19 protein-coding genes, 1 other RNA gene and 1 riboswitch are annotated in these 16,851 nt (G+C 74.7%); of the genes, 7 read left to right on the top strand and 13 right to left on the bottom strand.

What is annotated here, in order from left to right:
• Position 1: 1 nt before the first annotated feature.
• The 5 genes from BMZ33_RS11025 to BMZ33_RS11005 all read right to left on the bottom strand — a co-directional run bounded on the left by BMZ33_RS11025 (position 2) and on the right by BMZ33_RS11005 (position 4,228).
• Positions 2-631, bottom strand: coding sequence for a pyridoxamine 5'-phosphate oxidase family protein (locus tag BMZ33_RS11025; protein WP_091110055.1), 630 nt, complete (start codon positions 629-631; stop codon positions 2-4).
• A 202-nt stretch (positions 632-833) separates the two neighbouring features.
• A complete protein-coding gene (locus BMZ33_RS11020; protein ID WP_091110053.1) occupies positions 834-2,285 on the bottom strand; it encodes a family 14 glycosylhydrolase in 1,452 nt (483 codons plus the stop codon).
• Positions 2,286-2,385: 100 nt separating this feature from the next.
• Complete coding sequence (locus tag BMZ33_RS11015; RefSeq protein ID WP_091110049.1) at positions 2,386-2,982, bottom strand: maleylpyruvate isomerase family mycothiol-dependent enzyme; 597 nt, start codon at positions 2,980-2,982, stop codon at positions 2,386-2,388.
• 32 nt (positions 2,983-3,014) lie between these two features.
• A complete protein-coding gene (locus BMZ33_RS11010; RefSeq protein WP_091110046.1) occupies positions 3,015-3,596 on the bottom strand; it encodes a dihydrofolate reductase family protein in 582 nt (193 codons plus the stop codon).
• A 446-nt stretch (positions 3,597-4,042) separates the two neighbouring features.
• Positions 4,043-4,228, bottom strand: coding sequence for a hypothetical protein (locus BMZ33_RS11005; RefSeq protein ID WP_091110043.1), 186 nt, complete (start codon positions 4,226-4,228; stop codon positions 4,043-4,045).
• A 98-nt stretch (positions 4,229-4,326) separates the two neighbouring features.
• On the opposite strand from BMZ33_RS11005, the gene BMZ33_RS11000 reads away from it, so the two are divergent.
• Positions 4,327-4,851: a ferritin gene (locus BMZ33_RS11000; protein WP_091110041.1), complete on the top strand. Its 525-nt coding sequence runs from the start codon at positions 4,327-4,329 to the stop codon at positions 4,849-4,851.
• Between the two features lie 184 nt (positions 4,852-5,035).
• Here the strand turns inward: BMZ33_RS11000 and BMZ33_RS10995 are convergent, their stop codons facing one another.
• Positions 5,036-5,599: a dihydrofolate reductase family protein gene (locus tag BMZ33_RS10995; RefSeq protein WP_091110038.1), complete on the bottom strand. Its 564-nt coding sequence runs from the start codon at positions 5,597-5,599 to the stop codon at positions 5,036-5,038.
• 423 nt (positions 5,600-6,022) lie between these two features.
• An RNA gene (rnpB, locus tag BMZ33_RS10985) (RNase P RNA component class A) lies at positions 6,023-6,438 on the bottom strand.
• 221 nt (positions 6,439-6,659) lie between these two features.
• Positions 6,660-6,824: riboswitch (cyclic di-AMP (ydaO/yuaA leader) on the top strand.
• Between the two features lie 261 nt (positions 6,825-7,085).
• Here rnpB and BMZ33_RS23255 point away from each other — a divergent pair.
• Complete coding sequence (locus tag BMZ33_RS23255) at positions 7,086-7,685, top strand: VldE C-terminal domain-containing protein (RefSeq protein WP_091110035.1); 600 nt, start codon at positions 7,086-7,088, stop codon at positions 7,683-7,685.
• Between the two features lie 165 nt (positions 7,686-7,850).
• Here the strand turns inward: BMZ33_RS23255 and BMZ33_RS10975 are convergent, their stop codons facing one another.
• From BMZ33_RS10975 to BMZ33_RS10965, 3 genes are read right to left on the bottom strand one after another with little or no spacing between them, the layout of a single operon-like run.
• Positions 7,851-8,594: a PIG-L deacetylase family protein gene (locus BMZ33_RS10975; protein WP_091110032.1), complete on the bottom strand. Its 744-nt coding sequence runs from the start codon at positions 8,592-8,594 to the stop codon at positions 7,851-7,853.
• Positions 8,595-8,608: 14 nt separating this feature from the next.
• Positions 8,609-9,313 carry an alpha/beta fold hydrolase gene (locus BMZ33_RS10970; protein WP_091110029.1) on the bottom strand — a complete coding sequence of 235 codons (705 nt, stop codon included), beginning with the start codon at positions 9,311-9,313 and terminating at the stop codon, positions 8,609-8,611.
• The gene (locus BMZ33_RS10965; protein ID WP_091110026.1) at positions 9,310-9,669 is read right to left on the bottom strand and encodes a DoxX family protein; all 360 of its coding nucleotides are present in this window, start codon (positions 9,667-9,669) and stop codon (positions 9,310-9,312) included. The genes BMZ33_RS10970 and BMZ33_RS10965 overlap by 4 nt, the downstream gene beginning before the upstream one ends.
• Positions 9,670-9,693: 24 nt before the next feature.
• Here BMZ33_RS10965 and BMZ33_RS10960 point away from each other — a divergent pair, with 24 nt between their 5' ends.
• Complete coding sequence (locus BMZ33_RS10960; RefSeq protein ID WP_091110024.1) at positions 9,694-10,446, top strand: sulfite exporter TauE/SafE family protein; 753 nt, start codon at positions 9,694-9,696, stop codon at positions 10,444-10,446.
• A gap of 113 nt (positions 10,447-10,559) precedes the next feature.
• Entirely contained in the window at positions 10,560-10,742 is a 183-nt protein-coding gene (locus BMZ33_RS10955) for a hypothetical protein (protein WP_091110021.1), read from the top strand.
• A 3-nt stretch (positions 10,743-10,745) separates the two neighbouring features.
• Here the strand turns inward: BMZ33_RS10955 and nadA are convergent, their stop codons facing one another.
• Positions 10,746-11,777, bottom strand: coding sequence for a quinolinate synthase NadA (gene nadA / locus BMZ33_RS10950; RefSeq protein ID WP_169064167.1), 1,032 nt, complete (start codon positions 11,775-11,777; stop codon positions 10,746-10,748).
• A gap of 560 nt (positions 11,778-12,337) precedes the next feature.
• Between nadA and BMZ33_RS10945 the strand changes: the two genes are divergently transcribed.
• The 3 genes from BMZ33_RS10945 to BMZ33_RS10935 are packed head-to-tail and all read left to right on the top strand — an operon-like array spanning position 12,338 to position 14,819.
• Positions 12,338-13,210, top strand: a complete 873-nt coding sequence (locus BMZ33_RS10945) for an ABC transporter substrate-binding protein (protein ID WP_091110016.1) — start codon at positions 12,338-12,340, stop codon at positions 13,208-13,210.
• Positions 13,171-14,079, top strand: a complete 909-nt coding sequence (locus BMZ33_RS10940; protein ID WP_169064166.1) for an amino acid ABC transporter permease — start codon at positions 13,171-13,173, stop codon at positions 14,077-14,079. Before BMZ33_RS10945 ends, BMZ33_RS10940 begins: the two co-directional genes overlap by 40 nt.
• On the top strand, positions 14,076-14,819 hold the full coding sequence (locus BMZ33_RS10935; protein ID WP_091110014.1) for an amino acid ABC transporter ATP-binding protein: 744 nt from the start codon (positions 14,076-14,078) through the stop codon (positions 14,817-14,819). Before BMZ33_RS10940 ends, BMZ33_RS10935 begins: the two co-directional genes overlap by 4 nt.
• A gap of 73 nt (positions 14,820-14,892) precedes the next feature.
• Here BMZ33_RS10935 and BMZ33_RS10930 read toward each other — a convergent pair whose 3' ends face one another.
• On the bottom strand, positions 14,893-15,987 hold the full coding sequence (locus BMZ33_RS10930) for a bifunctional RNase H/acid phosphatase (RefSeq protein WP_091110013.1): 1,095 nt from the start codon (positions 15,985-15,987) through the stop codon (positions 14,893-14,895).
• A complete protein-coding gene (locus BMZ33_RS10925; protein ID WP_091110010.1) occupies positions 15,984-16,724 on the bottom strand; it encodes a zinc ribbon domain-containing protein in 741 nt (246 codons plus the stop codon). Before BMZ33_RS10925 ends, BMZ33_RS10930 begins: the two co-directional genes overlap by 4 nt.
• Between the last annotated feature and the right edge of the window lie 127 nt (positions 16,725-16,851).

The raw sequence follows: 16,851 nt of genomic DNA, 5'->3' as shown, positions 1-16,851 counted from the left end.
GTCAGGGGACGGCGTCCACCCAGGGTCGCGGCTCGTGCTCGGCGCGGAAGTGGTCGCCGCCCTTGCGCACCGGGTCGTCGGTCCCCCAGGCCTGCGGGGCGTCGGCCCGGCGGACCATGCGCGGGACGTGCTTGGCGCAGTGGATGTAGGCCTCGACGACGTCGACGTGCACCCAGCGGTCGACCCGCCGTCCCCCCTCGACGGCCAGCGCGTCGAGGACCCGCGGCGGCAGGCCGGGCCGGGCGCGCAGTGCGGCCGACTCGACCACCGCAGCCCGGCCGTTGACGTGCAGCCCGACGCCGGACTCGCAGAGGTCGACGAACAGCAGGCCGACGTGGCCGTTCTCGGTGATGTTGCCCAGGCTGGCCATGACCCCGTTGCCGCGGTACTCGGGCAGCAGCAGCGTCCGCTCGTCGAGCACGCAGACGAAGCCGGGCGGCCCGGCACGGAAGGTGCAGTCGGCCTCGCCGCCGGCGTCCGCGGTGGGGACGAAGACCATCTCGCGCTCCTCGACGGACGCGCGCATGCGGTCGTCGAGGCGGTCGAACACCTGGTGGTCGTAGAAGGTGCGGGCGCGGGCGGTCGTGGCGAACCGCTCCTGCAGCCGGTGTTCCCCTGTCGATCCGGGCACAGCGTCCCCCAGCCCTGGTCGGTGCCGCGACGCTAGGGCCGCCGGCCCGCCCACCGACCGGACGACGGCGTCCGGTCCGGCCCGGCGGGCGCGACCGGTGCGCTACCCGGCGGTCCCGTCCGGTGGAGCGTCGAGCAGCGCGAGGACCATCGGCAGCACCCGGGCGCAACCGCCTCGGCGGGGAGAAGGCCCCGTACGGGCGTCAGCGCTGGGGGCCGTACGTCGCGATCAGCTCCGCGTACCGGCGTGCGCCGACGCCCTCGGACACGTCCCCGACTCGGAGCACGGTCAGGCCCAGGTAGCCCCAGCCGGCGAACGCCTCCTCGATGTTGTCCCAGCCCTCCTCGGAGTAGAGCCCGCCGGCCAGGGCGTTCTCGCCCTTGGTCTCGACGCCGGCGCGGTGGGCGTAGTCGCCGATCCACTGCACCAGGGTCTGGGCCAGCGAGTACTGCGGCGCGTAGTCCTGGTCGTCCATCTCCAGGGCGGTGAAGTGCACGACCACCTCGCGCGGGCCGCCGTCGAAGCGGTTGGCCAGCTCGACGATCCGCTGGTAGCCGTGCCCGGTCGCCCACGAGTCGACGTCGACGCTGGTCTGGATGAGACCGGTCGTGACCTCGGTGGCCCGCGGGTGGACGGGGTGGGTCATCGACCAGTGGATGCCCGGCACCTTGTAACCGATGTCGGCCCCGGGGAACTCGTCGCCCAGGGTGCGGATGACCGTGCGCAGCACCCGCTCCCCGTGGTCGACGAGCGAGCCGTTGTACCAGTCGACGAAGTCGCGGCCGTACTGCGTCTCCAGGTACGCCCGGCTGGTGAAGAACGCCTCGGCGTCCTCCGGCGGGGCGATCTGGTCCCGCGAGGTGAGGTCGGTGCCCCAGGCGCGGTTGACCTCGGCCAGGGAGCCGTAGCGCGCCAGAGTCGTCTCCTGGAAGTCGCGGATCGCCAGGGGCGAGTACGCCTGCAGGGCGCCCCGCGTCGGGTAGCCGGTGCCCTCGTCGTGCTGGTTGTAGGACGGGTAGCGCAGCTCGCCGGACGGGCCCAGCGAGACGTTGACCTCGACGACGTCCTCGGCGTAGCGGTCGCCGTAGCGGTCCTCGAAGGCCCGCGTGAAGTCGCGGTACTCGTTCATGACGAGCCGGTCGGCCCAGCCCTGCACGCTCTCGCGGCTGTGGTTGCCCTGCTCGCTGCGGTGCTGGAGGCCGTACTCGTCGAGGTGGACGCCCTGGGAGCTGCGCCCGGCGTACTTCTCCCACAGCCACTCCGGCAGCAGGCTGGTGTAGTCGTCGCCGACGTTCCCGCCGGCCTGGTGGAACGACAGGATCGGGGCGAGGTCGAGGCCCGCGGCCGTGATGACCTCGAACACGCGGTCGTAGTAGTCCCACTCGAACTGGTTGTCGGCGGCGCCCTCGACGTCGCCCCACCACACGTCGACGCTGATGGCGTCCACGCCGTAGGCGGCCACGGCGTCCAGGTCGGCCTCGAAGTCGGCCCAGTCGGTCACCTTCAGCGGTGCCATCGCGTTGGCGGTGAACTCCGGGTTGCCCAGCGCGACCAGCCCCGGCGGGACGGGACCGTCGGCGGGAGCCGCCTGGGCGGTGCCGGCTCCGGCGAGGAGCAGGCCGAGGACGGCGAGCGGGACAGTGGCTTTCCTCACGTCCGGCCATGCTGCCAGCCTGTGACGGACCGGTCACGAGGGGGTTCCGGCCGTTGTCGTCCCCTCGCCGCGTGTCGCGCCGTGTCGTGGCCGGCCGGGCTCAGCCGCGGCGCAGGGCCCGGCCGTCGGGCAGGGTGCGGCCGCTCAGCAGTGCCAGGAGGGCACCGCCGTCGGCGCGCACGACGTCGCCGCTGCCCCGGCTCCAGTCGGTGTCGGTGGCCTCGAGGCGGACGCCGGTCAGGTCGACGCCGAAGTGGGCGCCGTCGGCGGCGGCGAGGTGGTCGAGGACGGCGACCACGGCCTCGGCCGGTGCGACCGACGGCCGGCCGAGGGCGACGGTGACGTCGAGGGAGTGGATGACGGCGTGGCTGAGCGCCCCGGCCGCGCCGCCGCCGGGCGGCTGCCACGCGTGCAGCCGCGGGGAGCGCAGCGCGTCCAGGTGCTCGGCGGGCGGCAGGACGGCGTCGCGCGCGGCCACGGTGTCGGAGAAGGCGGTGAAGTCCCCGCCGGCCGCCGCCATCCCGGCGCCGAACTGCTCGGGCGTCAGCCGCGCGGGCATGGTCACGTGCGCGACGACGTGCCGGACCTGCCAGCCCGCGCACAGCGACGGCGCGTCCCAGGTCTCGGCGGGCGCGGTGGCGAGCAGGGTGGCGAGGCCGTCGCAGGTCGGGGCCACGAGGGACTGCAGGTCGGTCACGGTCGCTCCTCTCGGTCGGGTGGGTGCGGCGGTCAGCCGTGGAGGGTGGGGCGGTAGACGAGCTCCTGGGTGCGGCCGTCGAACGTCCGGCTCTCCAGCAGCTCGAGGTCGAAGTCGGCCGCACCGCGGAAGACCGGGTCCACCCCGGTCTTCCCGGTGATCACCGGGAAGACCGTCAGCTGCACGCGGTCGACCAGCCCGGCGGCCATCAGCGCCCGGTTCATCGACAGGCTGCCGTGCGAGCGCAGCGGCACGTCGGACTCCTCCTTGAGCCGGGCGACGACGTCGACGGCGTCACCGTGCACGAGGGTCGCGTCCGGCCAGTCGAGCGGTCCCTCGAGCGTCGTCGACACGACCGTCGTCGGCATGGTCCGCATCCGGTGGTTGATCGGGTCGGTCACCACGGCGTCCTCGGCGCCCGGTCCGAGCAGCTGCACGAAGTCCCGGAAGGTGGTGGCCCCGAGGACCATCCGCTGCTCCTCGCGGTACTGGGCGAGGCGGTGGTCGAGGAACTCGGGCCCCTGCTTGCCCCAGTAGCCGCCCCAGTCGCCGCCGTCGAAGGAGCCGAAGCCGTCGAGGCTGGCGAAGACGTCGAAGGTGTAGCTCGCGGTCATGCCGCTCTCCTCGGGTGCGATGTGCGTCCGGTGTGAGCGGTAAGACCCGGCACGAGGGCGGGACTCATCGCAGCTGCACGTGCGCAGCCCGCTCGGGACGACGCGGAGCCGCACACCGGAGGTGGACCCGGCACCCGAACGGGCGACTGCCGCGTCGAGGACCGCGACCCCGTCATCCCGCCGACCCCGATGCGCGCGTGGTGAGGGGTGGTCGCGTCCCCGACGGACGACGGGCGCCCTCGCGTCGCCGCAGGCGCGGGAGGCCGAGCCCCTGGCTCCTCCTGACCCCGGCGGTGGTCCTCGGCGCCTCGGCGGCCGCAGGTCGGGCCATCGGCCGACCCGACGGTGCGGTGATGGTGGCGGCCGGTCGAGTCACGGCGGTGGGGCGTCGCCGCTCACCGGACCTGGCGTGACCCCGGCCGGGTGAGGCGCGGTGACGGGACGGTTCAGGCGGCCTTCCGGGTGCTCTTGGCGAGCACCTCGCCGGCCTTCTCCACCTTCACCAGGCGGCGCTTCTTGACCGTGTACCCCGTCGGGAGCGTCCCCTCGGCGAGGGCGCGGAGGGGACACCGCTTGCAGCGCGGCTTGTCCTCGCAGCACTTCTTCTTGGGCATCCGCGCCGACTTCGCCACACGGTGAGGCTAGCCTTCCCTTCGCGGGCGTTCCACGGGCACGGGCGGGTCACCGGATAACGTCCGCAGACCGCCACCGCACACGTCCGGGAGTCCCGATGGCCGCCCCTGCCTTCGTCGAGCTGCTCAACACGCAGATCGGCAACGAACTGGCCGCGCACCAGCAGTACGTCGCCTGCGCCGTCTACTTCGACCAGCTGACCATGCCCCGGACGGCTCAGCTCTTCTTCGACCAGGCGGTCGAGGAGCGCGCGCACGCCATGATGATGGTCCGCTACCTGCTCGACTCGGACGCGCCGGTGCGCATCCCCGCCGTCCCGGCCCCGGTCAACGAGTTCCCGGACGTCGTCGCACCGGTCGCCCTCGCGCTGGACCAGGAGAAGCGGGTCACCCAGCAGATCAACGCGCTCATCGGCGTCGCGCGGCGGGAGGACGACTACGCCTCCGACCAGTTCATGCAGTGGTTCATCAAGGAGCAGATCGAGGAGGTCAGCAAGATGAGCGACCTGCTCACCATCGTGAAGCGCTCCACGCACGACCTGGAGACGATCGAGGACTACGTGCTCCGGGAGGTCACGGCCTCGACCGCCGACCCCACCGCTCCGCCGGTCGCAGGCGCCTGAGCGAGCTGCTCCGCGCGCAGCCCACCTGCGAGAGGCCGTCGACCGGGACCCGAGGGGCTCCACTCGACCGCAGACCGCCACGACGTTCCCTGGCCGGAATTGGTGCCCGGCCGCCGGCCGGTCATCACGACCGCACGACTGCGTCACGGCTCGGGCGGCCCGAAGCCGATCCGAGGTCGGGTGCTCACTGCCTGGTCTCGTACCTGGTCAGGAGCACACCGCCAGGGAACGTCCGGGTCTCCACCAGGGTCAGGTCCACCCAGTTGTCCAGGGCCGTGAAGAACGGCGTGCCGCCACCCACCAGGACCGGGTGGGTGACGATCGCGTACTCGTCGATCAGCCCGGCCCGCATGGCCGCCGCGGCGAGGGTGGCGCCGGCGACGTCCATGGGGCCGCCGTCCTCGGCCTTGAGCCGGGTGATCTCGGGAACCGCGTCACCGGTGACCAGGCGGGCGTTCCCGTCGACCGCGCTGAGCGTGGAGGAGAACACCACCTTGGGCATGTCCCGCCAGCGGCGGGCGTACTCGATTTGCGCCGGTGTGGCGCCCGGCTGCTGGTCGGCGGTCGGCCAGTGGGAGCTCATCGCCTCCCACAGTCTGCGCCCGTACAGCGCCAGGCCCGTCGCCTCCACCCGGTCGGACCACCACTGGAACAGCTCGTCGCTCGGCACGCTCCAGCCGAGGTCGTCGCCGGGCGCGGCGGTGTAGCCGTCCAGGCTCAGGTTCATGCCGAAGGTCAGTCTCCGCATGGCGTCAGCCTCCCGTGAGTCGCCACCGGGAGTACGGACCAGCACGGCACGGGAGAGTCATCGGCCAGGCCACAGCGAGTCACCCTCGCCACCCACCTCGTGCGGTGGCCGAGCGACGGGTTCGTCTCCACGGCCGACCTCGGGACGCCCATCCGCCGGACGGCCTTCCTGCCCACCGTGTGACGGCCGGCCGTCAAGACAGCCAGCCTGCTCATCCAGCACGGCGAGCCGGTGAGGACCGCCCAGGCGCGGCTCGGTCATGCGAGCGCCTCCGAGACCCTCGACACCTACAGCCACCTCTGGCCGGACTCCGACGACCGGACACGGGCCCTGGTGGACGCCGTGCTGGCTCCCGCGGCTGCGGAACCTCTGAGTAACGGGGACCCCCGCCGGACCTGAAGCAGCAGGTCAGGCGGGGGACGACGGACGAGTCGGCCTGTACGCCGGGTTCTGTCCTCGGGCGCCTCACGGCCTCCCGATGGGCGGTCATCCATCTAGGCCCGCCGTTGCCGGCGGGCTCGAGCGGTCCACCCGCAGGCTCGGGCGGGCAGCCCTCGAACGCCTGCGCGGGACGGCGGTCGCCCACCGTCCCTTCTCGACCTTGCTCCGGGTGGGGTTTACCGAGCCGCACCGGTCACCCGGTGCGCTGGTGGTCTCTTACACCACCGTTTCACCCTCACCGGCCGTGTCTCCGAGGAGGCACCGCCGGCGGTCTGTTCTCTGTGGCACTGTCCCGCGGGTCACCCCGGGTCGCTGTTGGCGACCACCCTGCCCTGTGGAGCCCGGACGTTCCTCGGCGACGGGGTCTCCCCCGCCGACGCGACCGCCCAGCCGACTCGTCCGTCGTGCCCCGAGTCTAGGTGCCCCGGGTGCCCCGGGTGGCGCGACGACGCGACGCCCCGACTCGGAACCGCGTCGACACGCCGGTACGGGTGACGACACGCACACGGGAACCGGTGAACCCGCCGAGCCGGCCGATCCGGAGTTGTCACAGTTCGATGACGAACCTAGGTTTTCGGGCGTCCGGACCGGTCGTCACCTCCCCCATCCGGGGGAACCGCGCCGGACGCCGCCGAGTCGCAGCCACCCTCCGTGGCCGTGAACCGGGGACCCACCGCACCACTGGGGTGAGTCCCGCCCTCCGAGCCCGGCTCGGGAGGCGGGTAGGGCGCAGATCCCCGCCCGAACCCGTCAGCTGACCCGGTAGGCGGCCAAGGGAGAAGGAGAACCACCGCGCGGGCGCCCTCGAGGCCCCTGCGCCCCCGCACACCCTCGGACAGCGACGCCGCGACCCGGACCTGGGTGTCCACGCCGCGCCGCTCCCCACGACCGGACCCGACCGGCTCCCTCACGGCCACGCCTCCACGGCGGGCCCACCACGCCGGCCGCGGTCTCGGCTGCCCGTCCACGGGCCCTGCCGCAGAGGCGACCGCTGAGCAGACGGCGGCGCCCGCGAACACCCCCACCGCCAGGAGTTCTCTTCACCATGCCCAAGCACCGCGCTCCCCGCAGCCGCGCCGTCCGCCGCACGGCGGCGGTCGGCGCCTTCGCCGTCACCTTCGCCCTCGCCGGGCAGTCGGCCGCCCAGGCCGACGACCACCGCGGTCGCGGCTGGGACCGCGGGTCCGGGAACGAGACCACGAACTCGGCACCCGCGCCCGCGCCTGCCCCGGCCGCAGCACCCGCGGCCGCCCCCGCAGCGGCTCCGGCCGCCGCCCCCGCGGTCTCCGGCAACCTCACCGGCAAGCCGACGCCCACCTCGACCGCCTACAGCGCGTGGGCGGCGCACGTGCGCCCGGTGGTCGCCGAGGTCGTCGCGGCCTTCGACGTGCCGACGGTCTACACCCGACCCGGGCACTCCCCGACCCAGGAACTGGCCGCCGACTTCATGGTCGGCAGCGACTCCGCCACCGGGGACGCCGTCGCCCAGCACGTCATCGCCAACGCGTCGCGGATGAACGTCGACTACGTCATCTGGAAGCAGCGGATCTACCTGATCGGCGGCTCGGGCTGGCAGCCCATGGAGGACCGCGGGTCGGCCACGGCCAACCACTTCGACCACGTGCACGTCAGCTTCGGCTCCTGACCGGCGGGCCACGGGGGCGCGGCGTGACCGCGCCCCCGTGGCAGCCACCCCCTCGACCTCGCGTCGCGGTGCCCGACCTCGCCCCGCAGCGCGAGGCCGGGCACCCTGCCGCGAGGTCGGGCGCGCGAGCCGACGACGGCCGCACGGGCCGAGGGCGGCGCGAGGTCAACCGGCGTAGAGCCGGAAGCCCGCGACCCGCCGTCCGCCCGACCGCGGGGACGGCGCCGTCGCCAGCTCCACCTGCCGCCGGGCCTGCTCCTCGACCGGGTCGTCCGACAGCGCCGCCAGGTAGCGCCGGTGCTCCAGCAGCGAGGCCACCGCCCGCTCGACGGCGTCCTCCACGTCGACGACGTGCGTGACCCCCACGGGCGTCGCGACGGCGACCCACCGCACGCCCCGCCAGGGCTCCTGGTCGGCGAGCTCGGGGAAGATCCACTCGTTGGCCGCGTCGCCCACCGCGTCGAGCACCGACCGGCCAAGCGCCCGGTGGTCGGCGCTGTTCCAGTAGCCGGGCGCGACCTCGGGCGGCGTCCAGGTCTCGCCGAAGTGCACGGTGACCACCAGCTCCGGGTGGTGCCGCCGGATCGCCGCCGCCAGCGACCGGCGCAGCTCCAGCCCCTCGGTGAGCCGGCCGTCCGGGTGCCCGAGGAACTCGACCACCGACACCCCGACGGCCTCGGCGGCCCGCCGCTGCTCGGTCTCGCGCAGCGGCCCGGCCTCCTCCGGCGGCAGCCCGGCGATGCCGGCCTCGCCGCTGGTGGCCAGCACGTAGCGGACGTCGCGGCCGGCCGCGGTCCACGTGGCGACGGCGGCCGCGGGCCCGTACTCGATGTCGTCGGGGTGCGCGACGAGCACCAGCGCCCGTTGCCAGTCGTCGGGCAGGGCCTCGAGGGGCGGCTCGTCGGTCACGGATCGGGAGTCTGTCAGCGGGCGGCGACCCGCAGCAGCACCTCGGCCAGCTCGGCCGGCGCGCTGACCATCGGGTCGTGCCCGGTGGCGAGCGGCACGACCTCCCACCCGGGCTGCGAGCGCACGAGCTCCTTGGCCGGCTCGACGGTGCCCAGCGCCGGGCTGGTGCAGTCGACGTAGGTGCGCGGGCGGGCCAGCCAACGGTCGAGGTCGAAGTGCACGGGGTCGTCGTAGACCCCGCCGGGCTGGGGCGTCTGCCGGCGCGCCACCCACTCCGCGTCGGCGCCGGACAACCCGAACGCCTCCGGCGGCGGGGTCGGCAGCGACCCGGAGCGCCCGATCGCCGCACGCCGGGCGGCCTGCACCTCCGGCGGGTTGCGGGTCGACCAGCTCTCCCCCGGCAGCGGGACGACGCCGTCGACGTAGACCAGCGCGCCGACCTCCGCGCCCAGCCGGTCGGCCGCCCCCGTGACCACCACACCGCCGTAGCTGTGCCCCACCAGGACCGCACCCGTGCACTCCTCGGCCCGCACCGCGGTGACGACGTCCTCGACGTGCGTGCCGAGCGTGACCGCCGGGGAGAGCTGGTGGGCCCGCTCGCCCAGGCCGGTCAGCGTCACCGTCACCACGCGGTGCCCGGCCGCCCACAGCAGCGGCAACACCCGCCGCCAGCTCCACGAGCCGTGCCAGGCCCCGTGCACCAGGACGACGTCGGTCATCGGCCGCGGGCCACCCGCAGCGCCGCGGCGATCATCGGCGCCTGCAGCGGCAGCCGGACGGCCGCGGCGGCCAGCGACAGCCGGTTCCCCCGCGCCACCCGGAAGTGCTGCAGGTGCGCGGGCACGAAGCCGGTGAGCAGCCCGGCCGCCGACCAGCCACCCGCGCGCCGCGTGGCCGGCACGGTCAGCAGCGCGGCGGTCGCGATCCCCGCGACGCCGGTGCCGAGCACCCAGGCGCGGGCGTCACCGAGCTCCGGCGGGACGAGCACCTCGAAGGTCCGCGGCCGCACCAGGTGCAGCACGCCGGAGCCGCCGAGGGCGGCGGCCAGCCAGGTCGCCGGGGCGGGGAGGCGCATGCGGTCACCGTAGGCTGCCCGCTCGTGTCCGCCGCCGACCTGCTGATCGCCGCAGCGGTGGCCCTGGGCGCCGGCGCGATCAACTCGATCGCCGGCGGCGGGTCGCTGATCCTGTTCCCCACCCTGGTCGCGCTCGGGCTGGGCACGGTCGCGGCCAACGTCACCAATTCCGTCGCCCAGTGGCCGGGCTACCTCGGCGGGATGCTGGGCTTCCGCCGCGAGTACGCCGGCCAGCGCGGGCGGCTGGTCCGCCTGGGGCTCGTCTCGGTGCTCGGGGGCACGGCGGGCAGCGTCCTGCTGCTGACGACGCCGAGCGAGGCCTTCGACGTCGTCGTCCCCGTGCTGGTGCTGCTGGCCAGCCTGCTGCTCGCGCTGCAGCCGCTGCTCACCCGCCGGCTGCGCGACCGGGACGACGGCGCCGCCCGCGACCCGTGGTGGCTGTACCTGGCGCTGTTCCTCGCCACCGTCTACGGCGGCTACTTCGGCGGGGCGCTCGGCGTGATCCTGGTCGGCGTGCTCGGCACGGCGCTGCACCGGCTGCCGCTGGCCAACGCGCTGAAGTCGGCGCTGTCCGCGGTGACGGCGACCGTCACGCTCGTCGTCTTCGGCCTGTTCGGGCCGGTCGCGTGGACGGTGGTCGCGGTGGCCGCCCCGGCCAGCCTGGTCGGCGGGTTCCTCGGCGCCCGGGTGGCCACCCGCATCCCCGCGACCCCGCTGCGGGTGCTCATCGTGACCTTCGGCGTCGCGGTGTCGGTGTACCTGTTCACCCGGATCTGACCGGGCGGGACGGCACCGCCCTCGCGGGACGGGTGTGACGGACGGGTCCACCCGTCGCCCCGGACACGCGTGTGTGCCCCGGATCGGCGGACGGGTGTGCCTAGCGTCACCGCATGCGCAACGACCCCGCCCGCGTCCAGCAGCTCCACCTCATCGCCGCCGCCCGTGCCGCGGCCGTGCGGCCCACGACCCCCCAGCAGGTGTCGGACATCGTCCGGGTCACCACCGACGACGAGGTGGACACCCGGACGTTCCGCGCGATCGTCGCCGACATCTCCGCCGACGTGCTGCGCTGAGGCTCACTCCCCGCCGCGGCCGGGCTCGCCGATGGCGATCATCGCCTCGACGGCGCGGCGGGCACGGGCTGCGGTCCCCGGCTCGACGTCGACCGCGCCCTCGCCGGTGCGGAGCGTGTGCAGCAGCTTGGCCGGGGTGATCATCTTCATGTAGCGGCAGGCCGCGCGGCTGTTCATCGGGATGAAGTCCGTCCCGCTGTTGAGCGCCCGCAGCTGGTGCAGGATGCCGACCTCGGTGGCCACCAATACCTGCCCGGCCGTCGTGGTCGCGGCCTGCTCGACCATGCCGCCGGTGGACAGCACCCGGGTGCGCTCGGCCGGCAGGTCGCCGTGGCTGACCAGGTCGAGCACCGAGGTGGTGCAGCCGCACTCGGGGTGCACCAGGATCTCCGCGTCCGGGTGGGCAGCCACCTGCGCGCGGACGTCGGCCGGGCTGATGCCGGCGTGCACGTGGCACTCCCCCGCCCAGACGTGGACGTTCGACCGCCCGGTGACCCGCTTGACGTGCGCGCCCAGGAACTGGTCGGGGCAGAAGAGGATGTCGCGGTCCTCCGGGATCGACCGGACGACGTCGGCGGCGTTCGACGACGTGCAGCAGACGTCGGTCTCGGCCTTCACCGCGGCCGTGGTGTTGACGTAGCTGACGACGACGGCGCCGGGGTGCTCGGCCTTCCACTCGCGCAGCTGCTCGGCGGTGATCGAGTCGGCCAGCGAGCAGCCGGCGTCGTGGTCGGGCAGCAGCACGGTCTTGTCCGGCGAGAGGATCTTCGCCGTCTCGGCCATGAAGTGGACGCCGCAGAAGACGATCTCGCGGGCGTCGGTCTGCGCCGCGACCCGCGACAGGTACAGCGAGTCGCCGGTGAAGTGGGCGACGTCCTGGATCTCGGGCACCTGGTAGTTGTGCGCGAGGACGACCGCGCCGCGCTCGTCGGCCAGCCGGCGGATCTCGGCCGCCCAGCTCTCGTACTCGGCGGGCGAGAGGGTGCGCTCGTCGCCGGGGACGGCGGTGGTGGCGGGCGCGGCGGTCGCGGTCACGGGGCTCCTCGGAGGCAGTCGCGGGAGGCTCATCGTCCCCGCCTCGTCGTCGCGGACGGGAGCGGGGTGTCCCGTGCAACACCCCCGTGCCCGGCCCGCTTCCCGTCCAGCGCCGCACGTCCTACGCCAGGGAGGTCACCCGGCTGCCCTGCACGACCACCGGGTCCGGGAACGCGATCCCCGGCGGCCCGCCCGCGCCGGAGCAGGGCCGCCCCGAGCCCAGGACCACCGGGGACCGGCGCGAGCACCACCCGGTCGACCGGACCCGCGCAGCGCCTGCCCGCCGACGTCGCCGGCGCCCATGCCGGTCAGGAACTCCGCGGTCTCCGCACGTCTCCCCTCCGGACGGGGTCATGGGCCGGGTGTCCTGTCCGCGGCGGTGTCGCTGGACGGGTACGTCGCGCGGGACGACGACGTGCCCGGGCCGCCCACCTCCTCGCTCCCGGCTCCGCGGGCCGGCCGTCCTCGACGCACCGGTCGACGGTCGGCGGTGCGGCCGGACGCACCGGCGGCGGCCCTACGATCCCCCGCGTCGATCCACCACAGCCAAGGGATCCCCCATGCGTCGTCGCCCGATCACCCTCGTCCTGGCCGCCACCGCGCTGGCGCTCGCGGCGTGCGCCCCGCAGGAGGAGTCCACCGACACCGGCTCCACGGGAGGGAGCGCAGCGGCCACCGGCGCCTGCACGCCCGACGAGCTCGACACCCTGGAGCCCGGCACCCTCACCATCGCCACCGACCAGCCGGCGTACGAGCCGTGGTTCGTCGACGACACGCCCGAGAACGGGCAGGGCTTCGAGTCCGCCGTCGCCTACGCCGTCGCCGAGCAGCTCGGCTACGCCGAGGACGACGTCACCTGGACCCGCGTGCCGTTCAACGCCGCCATCCAGCCCGGCCCGCGGCCGTTCGACGTCGACGTCAACCAGTTCTCCATCACCGAGGAGCGCCGGCAGGCCGTCGACTTCTCCTCGCCGTACTACACGGTCAGCCAGGCGGTCATCACGACGGCGGGCTCCGCGGCCGACGGCGCGACGAGCACCGAGGAGCTGCGCGGCCTGCGCCTGGGCGCCCAGGTGGCGACGACCAGCCTCCAGGTGCTCACGGACGTCATCGCCCCCGAGAGCGACCCGGTCGTGTTCAACACCAACGACGACGCCAAGCTCGCACTGCAGAACGGCCAGGTGGACGCGATCGTCGTCGACCTGCCGACCGCCTTCTTCATCACCGCCGCCGAGCTCGACGACGGCGTGATCGTCGGCCAGCTCGAGGACTCCGGTGAGGGTGGGGACCAGTTCGGCCTGCTGCTGGCCAAGGACAGCCCGCTCACCGACTGCGTCAGCCAGGCGGTCGACGCCCTGCGCGAGGACGGCACGCTCGCCGACCTCGAGCAGCAGTGGCTCTCCGACGTCGCCGACGCGCCCGTCCTGTCCTGAGCACCGTCCGCCCCGGCGCGGCGCTGCCCCCGCCGAGCGCGCTCGAGCTCGAGCGCCGGGCCTGGCGCACCCGCCGGGCCCGGCGCTCCACGCTGGTCGCGCTGGCCTCCACGCTGCTGTTCGCCCTCGTCGCGTGGTTCGCGGTCACCCGCTCGCCGGGCTGGCCGCGGGTGCAGGCCACGTTCTTCTCGCCGTCGGCGGCGCTGGAGTCGCTGCCCGACATCGCCCGCGGGCTGCTGGTCAACCTGCAGGTGCTCGTCGTGGGCGGCGTGCTGGTGCTCGTCGTCGGGCTGGGCACCGCGGCGCTGCGCACGCTGCGCGGCCCGGCGTTCGCGCCGCTGCGGATCCTCGCGACGGTGTACGTCGACCTGTTCCGCGGCGTGCCGCTGATCATCGTGCTGTACCTGGTCGGCTTCGGGTTCCCCGCACTGGGCCTGCAGGGCGTGCCGACGTCGCCGTTCGTGCTGGGGACGGCGGCGATCGTGCTCGTCTACTCCGCCTACGTCGCCGAGGTGTTCCGCGCGGGCATCGAGTCGGTGCACCCCAGCCAGCGCGCCGCGGCCCGCTCCCTCGGCCTGACCCACCGGCAGACGATGCGCATCGTCGTGCTGCCGCAGGCGCTGCGCACGGTGACCCCGGCGCTGCTCAACGACTTCGTCGCGCTGCAGAAGGACGTCGGCCTGATCTCCGTGCTCGGCGCGATCGACGCCGTCCGCTCGGCGCAGATCCAGGTCGGCCGGACCTTCAACTTCACGCCCTACGTCGTCGCGGGGCTGCTGTTCGTGCTGCTCGCCGTCCCCTCGGCGCGGCTGGCCGACGCGGTCACCGCCCGGGCGCGCCGCCGCCAGCAGAGCGGTTCGCTGCTGTGAGCGTCCTCGAGCTGCGCGGCGTCGTGAAGGCGTTCGGGCCGACCGTGGTGCTGCGCGGGGTCGACCTCGCCGTCGACGAGCACCGGGTGGTGGCGCTCATCGGCGGGTCGGGGTCGGGCAAGTCCACGCTGCTGCGCTGCGCCTCGCTGCTGGAGACCGTCGACGACGGCCAGGTGCTGCTCGACGGCGAGGACGTCACCGACCCGCGGGTCGACGCCGACCGGGTGCGCCGGCGGATGGGCGTCGTCTTCCAGGCCTACAACCTCTTCCCGCACCTGTCGGTGCTCGACAACGTGACGCTCGCGCCGACGGTCGTGCACGGCCGGCCGCAGGCGGAGGCGGTCGAGGAGGCGCAGGCGCTGCTGGACCGCATCGGGCTGGCCGACAAGGCCGCCGAGTTCCCCGACCGGCTGTCGGGCGGCCAGCAGCAGCGGGTGGCCATCGTGCGCGCGCTCGCCGTCCGCCCGCGGGTCCTGCTGCTCGACGAGGTGACCAGCGCCCTGGACCCCGAGCTCGTCGGCGAGGTGCTCGCACTGGTCCGTGAGGTCGCCGGGCAGGGCATGACGATCGTGATGGCCACCCACGAGATGGGCTTCGCCCGCCAGGTGGCCGACACCGTGGCCTTCCTCGACGGCGGCGTGCTCCTGGAGTCCGGCCCGCCGGGGCAGGTGCTCGGCGAGCCGCAGCACCCGCGCACCCGGCGGTTCCTCGCCCGCGTCATCGACGCCGGCCGGTTGTAGCGCCGCGCGAGATCTGCACACTGGTGGCCATCAGCGGAGCACGGCCACCACTGTGCAGATCTCGCGGCGGAGGTCAGCGCAGGTGCGCGGTGTCGTTCACCAGGCGCACGGAGTGCCGGCCGTCGCTGGACCAGGCGACCGTCGACAGCGAGGCCGCACCCAGGAACAGCCGGTGGACGACGGCGTCGTCGACGTCGAGACCGGCCGTCAGCAGCAGCTTGATCGGCGTGACGTGGCTGACCAGCAGCACGGTGCGCCCGCGGTGCTCGCGCAGCACCCGCGCCCGGGCCCGCGCCACCCGGCGGCTGACGTCGGCCACCGACTCGCCACCCGGCGCGGGGACGTCGACCTCGGTGAAGACCCGGCGCGCGGCCAGCGGGTGCTTCGTGCGGGCCTCGTCGGCGGTGAGCCCCTCGAGGTCGCCGAAGTCCATCTCGACCAGGTCGTCGTCGAGGGCCACCGGCAGGCCGAGACGGGCGGCGACGATCTCGGCGGTCTCCCGCGTGCGGCGCAGCGGCGAGGCGACGACGACCTCGACGCCCAGGCCGGCGGCGCGCTCGGCGGCCGCCTCGGCCTCGGCCCGCCCGACGGCCGACAGCGGCAGGTCGTTGCGGCCGCTGAACCGGCGCTCGGGGGTGTGCTCGGTCTGCCCGTGCCGCAGCAGGTGCGTCACGGTGGTGACCGCCGGCGCGCGCTCGGCCGCCGGCTGGACGTCGTCGGCCCTGGTGCTCGGTTCGGCGGCGGCGTCCCGGTGGACCGGCCTGCCGTCCATGGCGCTGTTGGCCAGCGCGTCGGCGGCGCCGTTCTGCGCTCGGGGCACCCACGTGTAGCGGACGCTGCCCAGCTGCCGGGCGAGGTCGCGGGCCTGCAGCGCGAGCTTCTGCATGTCGGGGTGCTTGACCTTCCAGCGGCCCGACATCTGCTCGACGACGAGCTTGGAGTCCATCCGCACCTCGACGTCGGCGCCCGCGTCGAGGTCCAGCGCGGCCTGCAGCCCGGCGACCAGGCCGCCGTACTCGGCGACGTTGTTGGTCGCCCGGCCCACCGAGGCGGCGCGCTCGGCGAGCACCCGCCCCGTGGCGGCGTCACGCACCAGCGCGCCGTAGCCGGCCGGGCCGGGGTTGCCCCGCGACCCGCCGTCGGCCTCGACGACCAGCCGCCGGCTCACAGCCCGGACTCGGCGGTGCGGACCAGGATCCGGCCGCAGTTCTCGCAGCGCACCACCTCGTGCGGGTCGGCGTTGCGCACGGCGGCGAGCTCGCGGCCGTTGAGCTCGATCCGGCAGCCCTGGCACTGGCGGGCCTTGAGCACCGCCGCGCCGGTGGTGCCGGTCTGGGTGCGGATGCGGTCGTACAGCGACAGCAGCGGGTCGGAGACCCCGGCGGCGACCTCGGCGCGCTTCGCCTCGTGCCGGGCGGTGGAGTCGGCCACGTCGGCCAGGGCGTCGTCGCGCAGCTGCTCGGCGCGCTCCCGGTCGGCGACGGCCGAGGCCCGGCCCTCCTGCGCGGCCACCAGCGCGGCGTCGGCGGTCTCCCGGCGCTCCATGAGCTCGAGCACCTGGTCCTCGAGGTCGGACTGCCGCCGGGCCAGCGACTGCAGCTCCGACTGCAGCGAGGTGATCTCCTTCGGCGTGGCCGCGCCGGAGTCGATGCGCGACTGGTCGCGGGCCGCCCGCTGCCGGACGGTGTCGACGTCGGCCTCGAGCCGCTTCTGCTCGCGGTCGAGGTCGCGCACCTCGGTCTCGGCGCGGACCACCGCCTCGGCGAAGGTGCGCTCGGCCTCCGCCGCGGCCTCGACCGCGGCGACCTCGGGCAGCGTGCGCCGCCGGTGGGAGAGCTGGGTGAGCGCGACGTCCTCGTCGGCCAGGGCCAGCAGCTTCTGCTGCTCGAAGTGGTCGGCCTTCACCCGTCCAACCTACCGGGGCACCGCCCCCGTCCCGGCCCCCGTGCAGGGTCCCGCCGCGAGCCTGCGAGCGGTGGGGGGCACGGGGGTCCTTCGACTACCGGGGCTCCGTCCCGTCCTCTGGCCCTCG

It is taken from the genome of Geodermatophilus dictyosporus, from assembly GCF_900115505.1.
GTDB lineage: Bacteria > Actinomycetota > Actinomycetes > Mycobacteriales > Geodermatophilaceae > Geodermatophilus > Geodermatophilus dictyosporus.
The sequence above is the reverse complement of the archived record's forward strand: the minus strand, read 5'-3'. Positions and strand labels throughout refer to the sequence as shown.

What these genes read in the sequence shown, in the direction of transcription:
- BMZ33_RS11010 (WP_091110046.1), bottom strand. Translation starts at nt 3,596, where the DNA reads ATGACCGCGAGCTACACCTTCGACGTCTTCGCCAGCCTCGACGGCTTC.
- BMZ33_RS11000 (WP_091110041.1), top strand. Translation starts at nt 4,327, where the DNA reads ATGGCCGCCCCTGCCTTCGTCGAGCTGCTCAACACGCAGATCGGCAAC.
- BMZ33_RS10995 (WP_091110038.1), bottom strand. Translation starts at nt 5,599, where the DNA reads ATGCGGAGACTGACCTTCGGCATGAACCTGAGCCTGGACGGCTACACC.
- BMZ33_RS23255 (WP_091110035.1), top strand. Translation starts at nt 7,086, where the DNA reads ATGCCCAAGCACCGCGCTCCCCGCAGCCGCGCCGTCCGCCGCACGGCG.
- BMZ33_RS10970 (WP_091110029.1), bottom strand. Translation starts at nt 9,313, where the DNA reads ATGACCGACGTCGTCCTGGTGCACGGGGCCTGGCACGGCTCGTGGAGC.
- BMZ33_RS10965 (WP_091110026.1), bottom strand. Translation starts at nt 9,669, where the DNA reads ATGCGCCTCCCCGCCCCGGCGACCTGGCTGGCCGCCGCCCTCGGCGGC.
- BMZ33_RS10955 (WP_091110021.1), top strand. Translation starts at nt 10,560, where the DNA reads ATGCGCAACGACCCCGCCCGCGTCCAGCAGCTCCACCTCATCGCCGCC.
- BMZ33_RS10945 (WP_091110016.1), top strand. Translation starts at nt 12,338, where the DNA reads ATGCGTCGTCGCCCGATCACCCTCGTCCTGGCCGCCACCGCGCTGGCG.